This is a genomic window from Janthinobacterium foliorum, assembly GCF_978021625.1.
On record NZ_CDXDQE010000002.1, the window covers coordinates 399,928 to 416,608 of the forward strand.

A 16,681-nucleotide genomic window follows, 5' to 3' on the forward strand; every position below is an offset into this window, starting at 1 on the left:
CTTGTTCTACAATCTGATAAAGAGTGCAATGGCGAATTGATTGTTCAGGATTCTGAATAATCGCGCGTAAAGTGATAAGGAATCAAGTGAACAAGCTGCAAGCCATGGAAGTATTCATCCAGGTCGTCGATGCGGGCGGCTTTACGCGCGCGGCGGAAAACATGCAGCTGCCGAAAGCCACCGTGTCGACCCTGATCCAGTCGCTGGAAACGAGCTTGTCGGTTAAACTGCTGAACCGCACCACCCGCCACGTCAGCATCACCTCGGATGGCGCCGCCTATTACGAGCGCTGCGTGCGCATCCTGTCGGACGTGCGCGAAGCGGAGGAATCGCTGTCGCGCACGCGCCTGAGCCCCAGCGGGCGCCTGCGCGTGGACGCGCCCACGGCCCTGGCCAGCGAACTGATCATCCCCGCCCTGCCCGACTTCTTCGCCCGCTACCCGGACATCTCGCTGGAACTGGGCTGCAGCGACCGCCCCGTCGACCTGATCGAGGAAGGCGTCGACTGCGCCGTGCGCGGCGGCGAACTGGGCGACTTGAACCTGATCGCGCGGCGCGTCGGCGTGCTGCATTTCATGACCTGCGCCTCGCCCGGCTACCTGGCGCACCACGGCACGCCGCTGCACCCGAACGACTTGCCGCGCCACCGCGGCGTAAACTTCTTCTCCGCCAAGACGGGCAAGACCTTCGAATGGGATTTCACGCGGGCCGGTGAGCGCATCCAGATCGCCATGCCCAGCCATATCGCCCTGAACGACTCGAACGCCTACACGGCCGCCGGCCTGGCGGGCCTGGGCATCGTGCAAATGACGCATTTCATGCTTGCGCCCCTGATAGAACAGGGCAAAATGGTGGAATTGCTCGATGAATGGGAATCCGACCCCTTGCCCATCCACGTGATCTATCCGCCCAACCGCCACCTGTCAGCCAAGGTGCGCGTGTTTGTCGAATGGGTCGCCGACATGTTTACCAACCACCCGGCCACGCAACTGAAGGGCAAGAGCAGCCTGCCCAGCGCGCGCCCCAACCTGACCGAGGCACAGCCATGACCGTAGCAGCAGCGTCCCACCGCATCGTCTTTCTCGACCGCGACAGCCTGATCGCCAAGGTGCGCCCGCCCGCCTTTGCCCACAGCTGGGAAGAGCATCCGCACACCAGGGGCAGCGCGCAGACCGTGGAACGCCTGCAAGGCGCCACCATCGCCATCACCAACAAGGTGCCGCTGCGCGCGGCAGAGCTGGCGCAGTTGCCCCAGTTGCAAATGATCGCCGTGGCCGCCACCGGCACGGACATTCTCGACCTGGCCGCCTGCCGCGAGCGGGGCATTATCGTGGCGAATATCCGCGACTACGCGCGCGCCACGGTCCCCGAACACACGCTGGCGCTGATGCTGGCCCTGCGGCGCCAGCTGCTCGCCTACCGCGCCGACGTGGAGGCGGGCCTGTGGCAGGCCTCCGAACGCTTCTGCCTGTTCGGCCATCCGATCCGCGACCTGGCGGGCAGCCGCCTGGGCCTGCTCGGCTACGGCGCGCTGGGCAAGGCCGTGGCGCACCTGGGCCGCGCCTTCGGCATGCAGGTGATCGTCCACAACCGTTCTCCCATCAATGAGGATGGCGTGACGGAGGTGAGTTTTGACGACTTGCTGGCCACCTCCGACGTGCTGAGCCTGCACCTGCCCTTGACGGATGCCACGCGCAACATCATCGGCGCCCAGGAACTGGCGCGCATGCAATCGACGTCCCTCCTGATCAACACGGCACGGGGCGGCCTGGTCGATGAAGCGGCGCTGGCCGATGCCTTGACCCGCGGCGTGATCGCCGGCGCCGGCTTCGACGTGCTGAGCAAGGAGCCGCCGCTGCCCGACAACCCGCTGTTGCAGCTGCGCCTGCCCAACTTCATCCTCACGCCGCACACGGCCTGGGCCAGCGGCGAGGCCATGCAAAAGCTGGCCGACATTCTGATCGGCAACGTGGAAGCGTTTGAACGGGGCGCACCGGTGAACGTGGTGGCATGAGCGTATTGAACCAGCTGGATGAACTGCTGCGCGAAGGCGACGACTATGACCGCCTCGACCTCTTCCTCGAAGCGGACGCGCTGCTCGGGCAGCTGCGTCCGGATGACGTGCCCGCCCTGCTGGCGCTGTGGCCGCAGCGCCAGCTATCCTGGCAGCAGCGCTTCACGCAGGCCAGCGCCAGCATTGACGGCGCCGTGCTGCGCGCCCTGCTAGCCGGATTGCTGCAGATCAAGGAGCCACCGCACGGCGTGCTTGAACTGATGACGCGCCTGCCGGCGACAGCCGATGCCTCCGCCCTCAGCGCAGCGCTGCTCGATTACGCGGAACAAGCCTGGCAGGCGGAACCGGCACGCCACCGGCAAATCCAGATGAGCTGCTGGAGTTGCGGGCTGTCGGGCCGCTTGCTGAAGCGGCTGCAACTGGCGTCGTGGAAAGATGCAGGCTTGTAGCTATGGCGCGGCCGGCTGTTCGAAGCTGAAGCCCGGCGCATACGCGTGATAGCCATCGAAATCGCCCTTGCCGATGGCGGCGCCGGCGCTGCGGGCGATCGCATACGCCATGCCGAAGTGAAAGTAGAAATTCGGCAGGATGTACAGGTTCAAGTACTCGCCGGCAGGCAGGGCGATGTCGGCAAAGCCGGCGCGGTCGCGGCAGATGCGCCCGGGCGCGCCGTCAAAGCGGCTGGCAGGAATGTCGTTGAGGTAGCGCAGGGTCTGCGCGATCTGCTCCTGCAGGCTGGCCGCGGCGCTGAAATCGGCCACCGCCAGTCCCGCCAGCGGGCAGCAGCCGCGCAGCGCAAAACTCACGGCCGCGCGCACCTGCTGGGCGAACGGCAGCATGTCCGGATGCAGGCGCGCCGCCAGGATCTGCGGCGCCGTGCCGGTCTTGTCGAGCATGGCGGACAATTGCTCCAGGGAGCGGCAAAACACGGTGACGGGACTGATCTGCATGACATTCTTCCCTGGATATTGAAAAACGGTGCCCTTTCTTGCCTCAAGCCACCTCGGCGATGCGCGCATACAGCCAGAAGTTGCGCGGCCTGCCCCGCACCAGCCGGTAGCTGCGCAGGTAGCCTTCGCGTTCAAACGCGCAGCGTTCCAGCACGCGGAGCGAGCGCAAATTGCTGTCCAGCACCGTGGCCTGGATGCGCATGAAACCGAGATCCCGCATGGCCCAGGCCACCACGGAGTCGACGATGGCGCTGGCCACGCCCCGGCCCCAGATGGCGGGCGAAAGGTCGTAGGCGATTTCCGCCGTGCGGTGCTGCGGGGAAACGGCATTCATGCCGATGGTGCCCACCAGCTGCCCGCCCTCGCGCAGCACGACGGCCAGGCGGATGGGCGACGCAGCGTCGCCTGCTTCGTAGGCGTCGAAATTGGGCAACAGGTCATTGATGCCGCGCAAATTCCAGCTCGTGTGCTCGACGACGGCCGGCTCGGCAAGGTAGGCATACCAGGCGGGCGCATCGTCGCGCACGAGGTGGCGGAACGTGACCAGGGGATGGGCGGAACTTGGCAACGTTGCGGGTGTCATGCCTGGCGTCCTCCTCAGTCCACAGGACAATCTGCGGCCAGCCAGGCGTGAAAATCCCCGGCGGCCAGTTCGAATTCATCGCGCTGCATGACGCCGTGACCGACCAGGTAGACGGCATGGTCAAGGCCATCGAGCGCCAGCATCACGGCGCGCCCGCCGCTGTCGTCGCCGATGCTGATAAAGCCGGGACAATATTGCTGCGTCTCATAGGTTTCGTTGCGCTCCAGTAAACTGTCTGCGCCGTACAGCAGCACTTGCTCGCCACGCAGGCCCTCCTGCGCGCCCTTGAGGAAGGCCAGGTAGTACGGCGGCAGCGCATGTCCCAGCCATTGCTGGAAGGCCAAGATTTCTTGCAGCGTCTCAGGCATTCTTTCCATCCCGTCTGTATCTCAGCGGCACTTGCATTGCGTCGGCCCCTTATCCCTCATTCCCGCTGTTTGCTGCGCGCCATGGATATGCTCCAGATAGCCGGCCTGGCGCTCCTTCGCGCAGGTCGCCGTGCACATGTCCTGCTCCGAAGGCAAAAAGCGCGACGGGCAAGCGGCCAGCAAATACACGCTGATCGCCGCGGCGATGGCCAGCAGCACGATCACGGAGGGCCGACAGGCGCGCAGTCCTGCACTTTCGCATGTTTATTTCGCCAGCAGGCGCCGCGCTTCCCACTCGCGCCGCAGCAAACCGTACAAGGCAGAGTCGCTGACATGGCCGTCGACGATCCAGCGTTCTGGCAAAAAACCTTCCTTGTTGAAGCCCTGGCGCTCCAGGGCGCTGGCCGAACCGGCGTTGAGCGGGTCGATATCGGCTTCCAGGCGGTTCAGGTCGCGCTCGATGAACGCGTATTCGAGCAGCGCGGACAAGGCTTCGTGCATATAGCCCTTGCCCCAGTACGGGCGGCCCAGCGCGTAGCCGATCTCGGCGCGGCGGTTTTGCGTGTGCAGGGAAAACAGCGTGCAGCTGCCCAGATACTCCCCGCTTTCCTTCAGCTCGATGGCGAAGCGGAAGAATTCCTCTTTCTCGAAGGCGGCACTGTCTTCCGCGACCTGGCGCGTGGCGCGAGCAGCATCTTCCCATGGCGGTTCGCTGAAATAGCGCATCACGTCGGGATCGCTGTGCATGGCGAACATGGCCGCTTCGTCGGATGGCTGCGGCTGACGCAGGATCAAGCGTTCGGTGATGATGGTTTTTGTGTAGGCCATGCAATTCCAATCGAGGTTCATAACGGACAATTCTTATTATTCCATGCAACTATAAGAATGTGGCAACTTTGTGCCCGTGCTTTTAATGTAGTATGGCAATATTTTCACCATGTCATTGGTGCAACTTCATGATTCGCCTATGCACGCCGTAAAGAATGCAGCAGACGCCAGCCAACCGCAGGCCGAGGACTTGAGCCGCCTCAAGCGGCCAGCAATCATCTGGGCCAGCAGCGCTTTTTTCGCCATGTGCGCCATGCTGCTTGGCATGACCATCTGGATCGTCTGGTCCTCGCACGCGGTGCGCCTGCGCGAGGCCAGCGTGACGACGCAAAACATGGCACGCGCCCTGGCCTCGCAAGCTTACATGGAACTGGAAATCGCCGATGTGATGCTGGAAGATCTCGCCGAACACGTGCGCAACGAAGGCAATGATGACCATACGGGCGAACGCCTGGAATCGCATCTGGTGCAGCTGTCCCGGCGTTTTGTGGAAATTGCCGGCGTCTTCATTTTTGACAGCGAAGGCGACTGGCTTGCCACCTCGTCCGGCACGGGACAGGACGGCAACAATGCCGAGCGCGATTACTTTATTTATCACAAGACACACAAGCAGCTGGGCAGCCGCATCAGCGCGCCAGTACTCAGCAAATCGACGGGGCAATGGGTGTTGCCCGTGTCGCGCCGGGTCGAGTCGGCGGACGGCGCCTTTGCCGGCGTGGTGCTGGTCACCCTGGAACTGGCCTCGTTTGAACGCATCTACGACAGCCTGAATCTTGGCACTACGGGGACGGCCTTCTTTGCCCTCGATGACGGCACGCTGATCTATCGGCGTCCATTCCAGAGCAATGTCATCGGCATGGATATCTCCTCGGGTGCGCTGCTGCGCGCCTACCGCGAAAAAGGACCGGTCGGCACGGCCATGTTGACGGCGAAAGTGGACGAGATCGAACGGCTGTACAGTTATCGCCACCTGGAACGCTTCCCCGTCATCGTTGCGGCGGGCTTGTCCAGGGAAGATATTTTCGCCGAATGGCAGCGCCTGAGCATCCAGATCGTGCTGGCCTCGCTGGTGGCGGGAGCGGCGCTGATCTACCTGTTCCGCAAGCTGATGCTGCAGTTTGCGATACGCGACCGTATCGTGGCCAGCCTGCGCCAGGCCACGGCGGAGCTGCGGCATGCCAATGCCGACTTGGCGGCGCGTGCCTCGCAAGACGGCTTGACGGGACTGGCCAACCGCCGCTGTTTCGATGAAACGCTGGCGCATGAGCTGAACCGTGCCCAGCGCAGCGGGCACGACGTGTCGCTGATCATGCTCGACGTGGATTTCTTCAAGAAATTCAACGACCAGTATGGCCACGTGGCCGGCGACGCCTGCCTGCAGGCCGTCGCCGCTGCCGTGGCGCGCAGCGTGGGACGGGCAGAGGATCTGGCGGCGCGCTACGGTGGCGAAGAATTCGCCGTGATCATGCCCGGCACCAGCTCTGCCGGCGCGCGGCAAGTGGCCGAAGCCATTCGCGCGGCCGTGGTAGCCTTGCAGATACCCCACGCGGCCAGCGCGATCGATGTCGTGACCATCAGCCTGGGCGTCGCCACCTTGCGGCCTGGCCACGACCCGCACGCCAATAGCAGCGAACTGATACGCCAGGCCGACGCCTTGCTGTACCAGTCGAAAAACAGCGGGCGCAACCGCGTCACCATCCACCCAGCCGCGGCATGAAGCCGACCATTCCCATGCCAAGAATCCGTATCACCATGCCGGTGGCCATCGCCGCCCTGGCCGTCTGGCTGGGCCTGACGCTGGGCGTGCGCCGGTTCGTATCCGCCGGCAGTGCCAGCGTGGAGGCGGCCGTCAGCAGCGGCATCGGCCTGTCGTGGGCGCTGGCCGCGCTGTTCTCGCTGGCGCTGGTGCTGGCCTCCGACCGGCGCCGCGCGGCCGGGCTGTACGCGCCGCAACCCTGGAAAACCTTCTGGCTGGTCTGGCCGCCCCTGCTGTATGCGCTGCTGATGCTGCTGCTGGCCTGGGCCGGCGGCTGGCCGATGCCACGCGTGCTGCTGATGGTGGCCTGCAATGCGGCCCTGGTGGCCGTCTCGGAAGAGCTGATGTTCCGTGGCATCTTGCTGCAAGGCCTGCTGGACAGGCACGCGGTCTGGCCGGCCGTGCTGATATCATCGGCGCTGTTCGGCGTCGTCCACACCACCAATGGCCTGGCCACGGGCGACGTCAGCGGCGCCGTGTGGCAGGCCGTGGCCGCCGCCTTGCAGGGTGTCGGCTATGCGGCCATCCGCCTGCGCACCCGCTCGGTCTGGCCCATGGTGCTCGTGCATGCGCTGTGGGACTTCGCGCTGGTGACGGCGACTTTGGCGGACCCGGCCGAAGATGGCATTTCGATCCTGCCATATGCGGCCCTGCTGGCCGTGCTGCCCCTGTGCCTGTACGGCGTCTACCTGCTGCGCCCCAGCCAGCGGGCCGCCTTGGCGCCGGCCGATGCCGCCGCGTAGCGCAACGGGAATGGCGTCTGCTCGTTCATGCAACTATAATATTGCGGCAAGAATTCCTTTGATTGATTGAGGTGTGCATGGCGTTTTTTTCACGTGAGTACGAAGTATTCCTGCTGCTGGCCGCGCCCGAGGCGCCGGGACTGTGGAACGCAGAACCATGGATGCCGTTCGCCGCCGGCCTCGACGGCATCATGGCGCAAGCGGCAAGCAGGGGCAAGGCTGGCGTGCGCAGCCATCAATACAATCCCGCGGGCAAGCTGATTTCCTTTGGCCGCCTGGGCTGGAATGACAAATCGCATGCCAGGTGGACGCACGCGCCGGCGAGCGGCGCGGCGCGGTTCATGAGCCTGGAAGCATGGGCGCCCTCGTGGACGGTCTGCGAAAAGGACGACCAGGCGCCCGACGTGTTCCTCGCCCTGGCCAACGAGTCGCTGCTGGGACTGCCCGACAAGACCTTGCAATTTGGCCAGCGCCTGGTCTGCGCCATCGCCACGGACATGGGGCCGGAAGCGGCCGCCACCTTGCAAACGTCGCTGGCGCAGCTGGCCGCGCAGCAAAATGCCGTCATCTTCGCCCGCACGCGGCGCCAGTGGGGCAAGGCCTCTGCCTATGGCGGTTTCACGGGCGCCATCCAGGACATGCTGGTGGGCGGCCTGTTCCGGCAAGACGACCCGCATGCGCTGCCGCTCGATGCGCAAGCGTTCCGCGAAGCGTGGACGCGCCTCGCCCCGACGCCACGGCCATCCTGAGCGGACCGCCATGCAACGCCTGTCGCGCCTGCTCTTCGCTACCCTGCTGTGCTGCGGCGGCCATGCGGGCGCCGTCGAACTGCGCGGCGCCATCCATAGCAATGGCGCACCGCTGCCGCCCGCCATCACCATTGTTGCAGAGCTGGCCCCGGGCCAGCCGTACAGCGTCGGCCGCGTCGAACATGGCCGCTACCGCATCGACGTGCCGGATAGCGGCCTGCTGGCACTGCTCGTGCGGTCGCCCGGATGGGAAGCGGAACCAAAGATCATTTACGATGCCGCGACGGCAGGCGCGCTCGATGTCCTGCCGCTCGATATTCTGCTGTATCCCGCCACCTTGCCCGAACCGGCACTGGCGCAGGAACTGCTGGCCATGGAAAAGGCAGACCAGGCCGCGCGCATGGATAGGCCGGCCACGGGCGACGATACCCAGGCACGCCGCCGCATGCGCGAAACGGACGAGCGGAACGAAGCGCGTTTGCGCCACATCCTTGCCAGCAAGGGCTGGCCCACGCAGTCGATGGTCGGCTACAAGGCGGCCAACAGCGCCTGGCTGGTCGCCCAGCACGGCTCCGCTGCCTTCCTCAAAAGCTGCCTGCCCCGCATGCGATCGGCCGTGGAGCACCTGGAAATGACGCCATCGAAGCTGGCGCTGTCCATCGACCGCGACTTGACCAATGACAATCAGCCACAACTGTACGGCAGCCAGTTCCAGACCGGCCGCGACGGCAGGAGCACCGCTTTTCCCATCGCCGATCCGCAGCGCCTGGAGCAGCGCCGCGCCAGCATGGGGCTGGAGCCGTATGCGCAATATCGGCAAGCCTTCGAGTGAGCGCGCGCGCGGGCATTGACAAGGCCATGGGCGCATGGCATCGTCAGCGCATGCAATCGACCACCGCTTCCCTGCCATCCATTATTGCCGCCATTCCAACGATGGTGGCTGGGCAGGAATAAGATTGCCAAAGCCGCCTGGGAGGCGGCTTTGATGTGCAGCACCGGTCAAGACGTCTCGCAGGTTTATTTTCGATACTCACCCATTTCGATACTGAGCGAGCATGCACCCCACTTCCAGCACTACCGTTACCGCCCCGCCCACCCTGCACCTCGTGTGCGGCAAGATTGCCTCCGGAAAATCCACCCTGACCAGCCGGCTTGCGCAAGCGCCGCACACCGTGCGCGTCAGCGAAGACAGCTTGCTGGCGCAGTTGTATCCTGGCCAGATCGCCAGCCTGGCCGACTACGCGGCTTGCGCGGCGCGGCTGCGCGCGGCCATCGCGCCGCTATGCCTGCAGATGCTGCAGGCGGGCGTATCCGTCGTGCTCGATTTCCCCGCGAATACGCCGGCCAGCCGCGCCTGGATGCGCGAACTGTTCCAGCAGGCGGGCGCGCCGCACGTGCTGCATTTCCTCGACGTGGCGGACGACGAATGCAAGGCGCGCTTGCGCCAGCGCAATGCCAGCGGACTGCACCCGTACTCCACCAGCGACGCGCAATTCGATGACATCACGCGCCACTTCGTGCCGCCCGATGCGGCCGAAGGTTTTCACGTGGTGCGGACAGCGGCTTAAAACGTGCCTGGCAGCAGGATTTTCTTATCCACCTGCTGCAAGTCGCGCAAGCCGCAAAACGCCATCGTCAAGTCGAGCTCGTTGCGCAGGATGTCCAGGCATTTGGTGACGCCCGGCCCGCCCATGGCGCCCAGGCCGTATAAAAACGGACGCCCGATGTACACGCCTTTCGCGCCCAGGGCCACGGCCTTGATCACGTCCTGGCCCGAGCGGATGCCGCCATCCATGTGCACTTCGATCTGGCTGCCGACGGCGTCGACGATGGCGGGCAAGGCTTCGATCGACGACTGCGCGCCATCGAGCTGGCGCCCGCCGTGGTTCGAGACGATCAGCGCGTCGGCGCCGCTTGCCACGGCCAGGCGCGCGTCTTCCGGGTCCATGATGCCCTTGATGATCAGCTTGCCGCCCCAGCGCTGCTTGATCCATTCCACGTCCGCCCACGACAGGCTAAGGTCGAACTGCTGCTGCGTCCAGGCCGACAGGGACGACATGTCCGACACGGACGTGGCATGGCCGACGATATTGCCAAAGCCGCGGCGTTTCGTGCCCAGCATGCCCATCACCCAGCGCGGCTTGGTGGCCATGTTGAGGATATTCGGGATGGTCAGCTTGGGCGGCGCCGACAGGCCGTTGCGCAAGTCCTTGTGGCGCTGGCCCAGCACCTGCAAGTCCAGGGTCAGCACCAGCGCACCGCATTTCGCTGCCTTGGCGCGGTCGATCAGGCGGTTGATGAATTCGCGGTCCTTCATCACGTACAGCTGGAACCAGAACGGCTTTGTCGTGTTGGCCGCCACGTCCTCGATCGAGCAGATGCTCATGGTCGACAGGGTAAACGGCACGCCGAAGCGTTCGGCCGCCTGGGCCGCGAGGATTTCGCCATCCGCATGCTGCATGCCCGTCAGGCCCGTGGGCGACAGGGCCACGGGCATGGCCACGGGCTGCCCCACCATGGTCGAGGCCAGGCTGCGGTTTTCCAGGTTGACGGCCACGCGCTGGCGGAATTTGATCTTGGCGAAATCGCTGTTGTTGGCGCGATACGTCGATTCCGTCCAGGAGCCGGAATCGGCGTAATCGTAAAACATGCGCGGCACCCGTTGCTGGGCCAGCACACGCAAGTCTTCGATGCAGGTGATGATACTCATGCGTTTCCTCGGTCGATGGCAAGTCGAACCATGATCGTGCATTTGGCCCCGCTTGTCTATCCGCAGGGCAAGCCTGGCGGATAGGGCGTGGCTTACCAGGCGCGCGCGCCGAGGATTTTCTCGCCCATCGCCGTCAAGCGTGCCTGCGGATAGCGCCGGCTTTCCTTTTCCTCCGGGTCGCCGGGAAACGCATAGCCCTGCGGCGCGCTGCGCTCGCGCCAGCTTTGCACGCGCCAGTCGCGCAGCGCCTGATTATCTTGCTGGGCTGGCGTGAAGGAAATATATTGCGCCAGGCGCACCTGGTCCGTGGACGTATTCGGGCGGATGCCGTGCGCCAGCAGGCTGTTAAAGATCAACAACTCCCCTTTCTTCATGGCGATGAATTCCATCGGATACGGCACCGTCGCCAGGTCCGGCTGCCACGGGTTGCGGTCCGCCGGCACGGTCTTGCGCCATGCCAGCAAGTTGTTGAACAGCTCAGGGTAGCACTGGAAACCGCCGCTCTCGGGCGAGGTATCGGACAGGGCCAGCACGCCCTGCACGTTGACGGGCAGCGGGTCGAGCGTGGTGTCGGCATCCCAATGGATGAAACCGCCAAACTTGCGCTTGCCATTGTTGGGCGTGTTCAGATTGGCGCGGTCGATCGTCACCCACAAATCCTGACGGTCCCAGATGTCGACGAAGGCGTCAACCACGCGCGGCGTCTGGCGGTTATCCCACAGGGTCTGGTTGTGGTAGGCCTCGACCATGCCGGAACCGTTGAGTTCCTTCATGGCGTGGTCGCGCAGCTGGTCCCGGTTCCATGTGGCGGGGTCATGCTGGTCGAGGCCCTGGAATTCCCACAGAAAATCGCTGGTGCGCCGCACCTGTTCGGGCGGCACGGCATCCTTGACGATGACGTAGCCATACGTTTGCCAGTGTAAAAAATCGCTGGCGGACAGCACGCGCAGCGACAGCTGCTTTTGAATGTCGCGCAACTGCGTCTGTTCCGTGTAGGCCACGGACGGGTTGCCTGGACGGTCTTCGCCGTACTGATATTTGTCTTGCATCGCTGTCTCCGGTTGTGGTGGTGATGTGGGACAGAGTGTGCGGGCGAAATGCCGGGCACAATGCGTGCGAAGCGGCCAATACTGATACTATCCTGACCATCCACATCCACACAACGTCACGATGACGCCTTTATTTGAACAAGTCACGATACCGACGGGCCACTCGTGGGGCTTGCTGTGGCGCGAACTGGACGCCATTCCCTTCATCTGGCACTACCACCCGCAATTCGAGCTGACCCTGACGGTGAACGCCCGCGGCCAGCGCTACATCGGCGACCACCTGGGCGATTTCGAGCCGGGCGACCTGGTGCTGCTGGGGCCAAACTTGCCGCATACGTGGTCGGCCAGCGAGCGCATCGACAGCACGCGGCCCATGCTGGCCGTCGTCGTGTGGTTTTCATTGGAGTGGCTGGAACGGCTGGCGGCATGCTTTCCTGAACTGCAGGAATTAAGGCAGCTGGCGGGCCGCGCCGGGCCGGCCCTGCATTTTTCGCCGGCGACGAGCGCGCACTGCGCCCGGCAACTGCTGCGGCTGAACGCCCTGCCCGTGCCACAGCGCTTGCCGCTGCTGCTCGATGTGCTCCTGGCGCTGGCGGGCGACAGCGGCGCGCAGCCGCTGGCATCCATGGGGCAGGCGCCCGTGCACGGCGATGGCCGGCAAAAACGCATGGCCAGCGTGCTCGACTTCATGCATGCGCACTTCAGGGAAGAGATTGCCTTGGAGACCTTGGCGCGACGGGCCGCCCTGTCGCTGGGCGCGTTTCACCGCTTTTTCAAGCGCCACGCGCATTGCACGCCGGGCGACTACCTGGCGCGGCTGCGCATCGGCCGCGCCTGCCAACAGCTGATCGAGAGCGAACTGGCCATCGCCGTCATCGCGCAGGAGGCGGGCTACCGCAACCTGGCACATTTCAACCGCCAGTTCCGCGCCGCCAAGGCGGTGACGCCGCGCGCCTTCCGCCTGCAATACCGGCGCGGCGTCAAAGGCGCGGCGTAAATTCAGTCCGAAACGAAAAAGGGGATCAGATTTTACAATCTGACCCCCGATATTCTGGTGCGGCTGGCAGGAATTGAACCCACGACCCCTTGGTTCGTAGCCAAGTACTCTATCCAGCTGAGCTACAGCCGCCTAAGACAAGATTATAGCAGGCCTTTGCAGAATGGCAAAGGGCACGGCGACGATATTTCACAATTGGCGCGCCGGATTGCACTTGCCCCGCCATGGGCGCCACGCCAGGGAAGATGGACGAAAAAAAACCCGGAAAGCGAACTTTCCGGGTTTTTTCTTACTGCTAATACTGGTGCGGCTGGCAGGAATTGAACCCACGACCCCTTGGTTCGTAGCCAAGTACTCTATCCAGCTGAGCTACAGCCGCAAACTCTGACACACTTCGCCGGACGGCGCGAAGCTTAAAACTTTCATCAGAACGGAGCGAACTCCCTTCTGGCAATACTGGTGCGGCTGGCAGGAATTGAACCCACGACCCCTTGGTTCGTAGCCAAGTACTCTATCCAGCTGAGCTACAGCCGCAAAACTTCTACAACATCTCCGATACAACAGGAGGGTCAAACTTTTTACAACAAAACCAGGCAAAGCCTGATTTTCAGTATTCTGGTGCGGCTGGCAGGAATTGAACCCACGACCCCTTGGTTCGTAGCCAAGTACTCTATCCAGCTGAGCTACAGCCGCGCAGGCAAACATTATAGCGTATTCATTTCGCTTTGAAAAGTTCGATTTTTCAATCGCTTAGCTGATTTTGCAGAATACCGCCCCGCACCATCCGCCATCTTTTCACCGCTAAAAAAGCGTACGCCTTTTCGATGGAGTCGCCTGCTTTCACAGTGTCATCCAGCGAATCGAGAAGTTGCTGTCTCGAAAGAAGCGGGATTATAGGGACTGCTTTCCCGCCTGTCCAGTGCTATCTGCGCGCGGCGAAAAAACGGCTGGCATACGGGCCGCGGCCCGGCGTGCAAGCGTGCGGTGGCCGTCTGCCGCTTGGGGCTACAATACCAGTCAGATGGTGCGCAGCAAGGGGCGCATCGCGGGGCGCCGGCGCATGACCATATCAACAGCCCTTCACGCCCCGGCACCATGAGCATACACCGCGCGGCAATGGCCCCTGGCCTGCCGGGCAGCGGCGGCCCCACAGGGCAAGGCAGCCCGCGTGGCAGATTAACTGTTGCAGGATTTCCGATGGCCAAGCATGAACGCAAGCAAGACCTGCTCCCCCCATCGGCGCCGCTGAGCCTGTCAACAGAGCACCTCGCCAGCTTGCTGGAGGGCGTGACCGACGGTTTCAGCCTGCTCGACCGCGACTGGACCATCCGCTATATCAACACGCGTGGCGCCGACATGCTGGCGCCACAGCGCCCGCCGGGCGCCAGCCTGGCCGGCAGCAGCCTGTGGCAGGCCTGCCCCGAGTTGCTGGGCACGGAGCTGGAAACCTACTACCGGCGCGCCATGGCGCAGCAGCACAGCGCCAGTTTCGAGCTGTTCTATCCGCCGCTGGGTCGCTGCCTGGAAGTGCGCATCTTCCCTTCCACCGATGGCTTGACCACGTACATCCAGGATATCAGCCAGCGCAAGGCGGCCGAAGACAGCCTGCGGCAGAGCGAGGAAGACTTGCGCGCCCTGGCCAATTCCATTCCGCAACTGGCATGGATCGCCAGTTTTGACGGCACCATGTCCTGGTACAACCAGCGCTGGCATGACTACACGGGCACCACCGCCGGGCAAATGGCGGGCGACGGCTGGAGCATTGCCTACGATACGGAAAGCCTGCCGCACATGCTGCAGCGCTGGAAGGCCTGCTTGCACGCCGGCACCCCGTTCGAGATGGAATTCCCCATCCGCGGCGCCGATGGCCAGTTCCGCTGGTTCCTGACGCGCGCCAATCCCGTGCGCGACCGGGGCGGCCAGCTGCTGCGCTGGTTCGGCACGAGCACCGATGTCGACCAGGTCAAGCGCGCGCAGGAAGCCTTGCGCGATGAAACCCGCGTGCTCGAACTGCTCAACACCACGGGTGCCACCCTGGCCGGTACCCTGGACCTGCCCGCCCTGCTGCAGGAAACCGTCGACGCGGCCACGCGCATCAGCGGCGCGCGCTTTGGCGCCTTCTTTTACCAGGGCGACGAAGCCTTGCCCCAGGCGCGTGCCGTGAGCGGCATCAGCGCGCAACAGGCCAACGCGATTGCCGCCGAGCTGCGCCAGGGACCGGCCATGCGCCAGAATGACTTGCTGGCGGCGCCGGACGGCCACGCGGGCGCCGCCATCGCGCCGCCGCTGCGCAGTTGCCTGAGCCTGCCAGTCAGCTCGCGCTCGGGCCAGCTGCTGGGGCGCTTGCTGCTGGGCCACCCGCTGGCGGGCATGTTCAGCGCGCGCAGCGAACGCATCGTTTCGGCCATCGCCGCCCAGGCCGCCGTCGCACTGGACAATACGCGCCTGTACGCGGCCGCCACGCGCGCCGCCGAGGAGCGCAAGGCACTGCTCGACAGCGAGCGCGAGGCGCGTGCCGAGGCCGAGCGCACGAACCGGCTGAAGGATGATTTCCTCGCCACCCTGTCGCACGAACTGCGCACCCCACTGTCGGCCATCCTGGGCTGGGCCCAGGTGCTGCGGCGCGGCACGCGCGACCAGGCCGACCTGCACCGCGGCCTGCAAAGCATCGAACGCAATGCGCGCGCGCAGGCACAACTGATCGAAGACCTGCTCGACATGAACCGCATCACCTCGGACAAGGTGCAGCTCGACCTGCAAACCGTGGCGCCCGCCAGCGTCATCGCCTCGGCCATCGAAACATTGCGTCCGGCGGCCGACGCCAAGCACATCACCATCAACTGCCAGGTCGCCAGCGATGCGGGCAACATCACGGGCGACCCCAGCCGCCTGCAGCAAGTCATCTGGAACCTGCTGTCGAACGCCCTGAAATTCACGCCGCAAGGGGGCCAGGTCGATATCGGCGTGCAGCGCGCGGGCAGCCGCCTGGCCATCACGGTGGCCGATAACGGCATCGGCATCCGCGCCGACTTCCTGCCGCACGTGTTCGACCGCTTCCGCCAGGCCGACGCCTCCACCACGCGCAAGCATGGCGGCCTGGGCCTGGGCCTGGCCATCGTCAAGCACCTGGTGGAGCAGCATGGCGGCACGGTCACGGCCAGCAGCGACGGAGAAATGCAGGGCGCCAGCTTCACCGTGCGCCTGCCCCTGAGCGTGCCCGCCACGCCGGCGCGCCAGCCGGGCGGCACCCAGTCCGCCCTGCCCGATTTGCGCGGCATCCGCGTCTTGCTGGTCGACGACGAGCCGGACGCGCGCGAGCTGACGGAACGCATCTTGCGCGACAGCCACGCCGAAGTGCACGGCACGGCCAGCGCGGCCCAGGCGCTGCAACTGCTGGCCCAGGTGCAGCCCCACGTGCTGGTCAGCGACATCGGCATGCCGGACTCAGACGGATTCGACCTGCTGGCGCAGATCCGCGCCCGCGCGCCCGGCGACCTGGGCACTCTGCCCGCGCTGGCGCTGACGGCATTTGCGCGGCCGCAAGACCGCCAGCGCGCACTCGACAGCGGCTTCCAGGCCTGGATCTCGAAGCCGCTGGACCCCAACGAACTGCTGGCCGCCGTGGCCAGGCTGGCGGCGCCCCGCCTGGCCGATGCGCCACCGTGAACGCGGGGCAAAAAGGTGATGCAAAGAAATAAATAACCCAGGACAAAATGTTCATTCCCATGGGTTAGCCTTCCTACTTTCAGACGCGGCCCTGTCCTACAAGCAACTTACCCGAAGTTTGCTACACTGAAATGCAGAAGTACACCTGTATGGCAGGCTGGTACAGGCGACCTTGGCCGAAAGGAGCGGGAGCAGCGGACTCGTGCGCTGTTGTGCGCCCTATCTTGATGCAAGGCGCTACTATCATGCCCAGCCGCCGTCAGCCCAT

At 64.6% G+C, this 16,681-nt stretch carries 17 protein-coding genes and 4 tRNA genes; 10 read left to right on the forward strand and 11 right to left on the reverse strand.

The genetic code is table 11. The features are described 5' to 3' along the window. Positions 1 to 86 precede the first annotated feature (86 nt). Genes ACZ92H_RS06225 through ACZ92H_RS06235 form a run of 3 tightly spaced genes read left to right on the forward strand, consistent with a single transcriptional unit; the run spans position 87 to position 2,463 of the window. Complete coding sequence (locus ACZ92H_RS06225; protein WP_131373065.1) at positions 87 to 1,049, forward strand: LysR family transcriptional regulator; 963 nt, start codon at positions 87 to 89, stop codon at positions 1,047 to 1,049. Next, positions 1,046 to 2,014 carry a D-2-hydroxyacid dehydrogenase gene (locus tag ACZ92H_RS06230; RefSeq protein WP_131373064.1) on the forward strand — a complete coding sequence of 323 codons (969 nt, stop codon included), beginning with the start codon at positions 1,046 to 1,048 and terminating at the stop codon, positions 2,012 to 2,014. Before ACZ92H_RS06225 ends, ACZ92H_RS06230 begins: the two co-directional genes overlap by 4 nt. Continuing rightward, positions 2,011 to 2,463, forward strand: coding sequence for a hypothetical protein (locus tag ACZ92H_RS06235; protein ID WP_465048706.1), 453 nt, complete (start codon positions 2,011 to 2,013; stop codon positions 2,461 to 2,463). The genes ACZ92H_RS06230 and ACZ92H_RS06235 overlap by 4 nt, the downstream gene beginning before the upstream one ends. On the opposite strand, the gene ACZ92H_RS06240 is transcribed toward ACZ92H_RS06235, so the two are convergent. Genes ACZ92H_RS06240 through ACZ92H_RS06260 form a run of 5 tightly spaced genes read right to left on the reverse strand, consistent with a single transcriptional unit; the run spans position 2,464 to position 4,743 of the window. Continuing rightward, the gene (locus ACZ92H_RS06240; RefSeq protein WP_465048707.1) at positions 2,464 to 2,964 is read right to left on the reverse strand and encodes a DUF1993 family protein; all 501 of its coding nucleotides are present in this window, start codon (positions 2,962 to 2,964) and stop codon (positions 2,464 to 2,466) included. A 43-nt stretch (positions 2,965 to 3,007) separates the two neighbouring features. Then, entirely contained in the window at positions 3,008 to 3,547 is a 540-nt protein-coding gene (locus ACZ92H_RS06245; RefSeq protein WP_465048708.1) for a GNAT family N-acetyltransferase, read from the reverse strand. Positions 3,548 to 3,561: 14 nt separating this feature from the next. Next, on the reverse strand, positions 3,562 to 3,915 hold the full coding sequence (locus ACZ92H_RS06250; protein WP_131373061.1) for an SMI1/KNR4 family protein: 354 nt from the start codon (positions 3,913 to 3,915) through the stop codon (positions 3,562 to 3,564). 21 nt (positions 3,916 to 3,936) lie between these two features. Further along, positions 3,937 to 4,140 carry a hypothetical protein gene (locus tag ACZ92H_RS06255; protein WP_131373060.1) on the reverse strand — a complete coding sequence of 68 codons (204 nt, stop codon included), beginning with the start codon at positions 4,138 to 4,140 and terminating at the stop codon, positions 3,937 to 3,939. A 39-nt stretch (positions 4,141 to 4,179) separates the two neighbouring features. Then, positions 4,180 to 4,743: a GNAT family N-acetyltransferase gene (locus tag ACZ92H_RS06260; protein ID WP_465048709.1), complete on the reverse strand. Its 564-nt coding sequence runs from the start codon at positions 4,741 to 4,743 to the stop codon at positions 4,180 to 4,182. Positions 4,744 to 4,882: 139 nt separating this feature from the next. On the opposite strand from ACZ92H_RS06260, the gene ACZ92H_RS06265 reads away from it, so the two are divergent. The 5 genes from ACZ92H_RS06265 (at position 4,883) to ACZ92H_RS06285 (ending at position 9,559) form a co-directional block, all read left to right on the forward strand. Continuing rightward, a complete protein-coding gene (locus tag ACZ92H_RS06265; RefSeq protein ID WP_465048710.1) occupies positions 4,883 to 6,460 on the forward strand; it encodes a diguanylate cyclase in 1,578 nt (525 codons plus the stop codon). Positions 6,461 to 6,474: 14 nt separating this feature from the next. Then, entirely contained in the window at positions 6,475 to 7,242 is a 768-nt protein-coding gene (locus ACZ92H_RS06270; protein ID WP_465048711.1) for a CPBP family intramembrane glutamic endopeptidase, read from the forward strand. A gap of 77 nt (positions 7,243 to 7,319) precedes the next feature. Then, positions 7,320 to 7,991, forward strand: a complete 672-nt coding sequence (locus ACZ92H_RS06275; RefSeq protein ID WP_465048712.1) for a hypothetical protein — start codon at positions 7,320 to 7,322, stop codon at positions 7,989 to 7,991. A 10-nt stretch (positions 7,992 to 8,001) separates the two neighbouring features. Beyond that, positions 8,002 to 8,823, forward strand: a complete 822-nt coding sequence (locus ACZ92H_RS06280; RefSeq protein ID WP_465048713.1) for a DUF6624 domain-containing protein — start codon at positions 8,002 to 8,004, stop codon at positions 8,821 to 8,823. A 223-nt stretch (positions 8,824 to 9,046) separates the two neighbouring features. After that, positions 9,047 to 9,559 (forward strand): P-loop nucleotide/nucleoside kinase family protein, encoded by a 513-nt coding sequence (locus ACZ92H_RS06285; protein WP_465048714.1) that lies wholly within the window; start codon positions 9,047 to 9,049, stop codon positions 9,557 to 9,559. On the opposite strand, the gene ACZ92H_RS06290 is transcribed toward ACZ92H_RS06285, so the two are convergent. Next, positions 9,556 to 10,701 (reverse strand): alpha-hydroxy acid oxidase, encoded by a 1,146-nt coding sequence (locus tag ACZ92H_RS06290; RefSeq protein WP_131373053.1) that lies wholly within the window; start codon positions 10,699 to 10,701, stop codon positions 9,556 to 9,558. The genes ACZ92H_RS06285 and ACZ92H_RS06290 overlap by 4 nt on opposite strands. Positions 10,702 to 10,793: 92 nt before the next feature. Further along, complete coding sequence (locus tag ACZ92H_RS06295) at positions 10,794 to 11,750, reverse strand: phytanoyl-CoA dioxygenase family protein (protein ID WP_465048715.1); 957 nt, start codon at positions 11,748 to 11,750, stop codon at positions 10,794 to 10,796. Positions 11,751 to 11,871: 121 nt separating this feature from the next. Here ACZ92H_RS06295 and ACZ92H_RS06300 point away from each other — a divergent pair, with 121 nt between their 5' ends. Next, entirely contained in the window at positions 11,872 to 12,747 is an 876-nt protein-coding gene (locus tag ACZ92H_RS06300) for a helix-turn-helix domain-containing protein (RefSeq protein WP_131373051.1), read from the forward strand. Positions 12,748 to 12,802: 55 nt separating this feature from the next. Here the strand turns inward: ACZ92H_RS06300 and ACZ92H_RS06305 are convergent. The 4 genes from ACZ92H_RS06305 to ACZ92H_RS06320 form a co-directional block, all read right to left on the reverse strand. Further along, positions 12,803 to 12,879 (reverse strand) — tRNA-Arg (locus ACZ92H_RS06305). A 170-nt stretch (positions 12,880 to 13,049) separates the two neighbouring features. Further along, positions 13,050 to 13,126 (reverse strand) — tRNA-Arg (locus tag ACZ92H_RS06310). Between the two features lie 78 nt (positions 13,127 to 13,204). Beyond that, a tRNA-Arg gene (locus tag ACZ92H_RS06315) sits at positions 13,205 to 13,281 on the reverse strand. An 82-nt stretch (positions 13,282 to 13,363) separates the two neighbouring features. Continuing rightward, positions 13,364 to 13,440, reverse strand: a tRNA-Arg gene (locus ACZ92H_RS06320). A gap of 504 nt (positions 13,441 to 13,944) precedes the next feature. Between ACZ92H_RS06320 and ACZ92H_RS06325 the strand changes: the two genes are divergently transcribed. Next, entirely contained in the window at positions 13,945 to 16,413 is a 2,469-nt protein-coding gene (locus ACZ92H_RS06325; RefSeq protein WP_465048716.1) for a PAS domain-containing hybrid sensor histidine kinase/response regulator, read from the forward strand. The last annotated feature ends 268 nt before the right edge of the window (positions 16,414 to 16,681 follow it).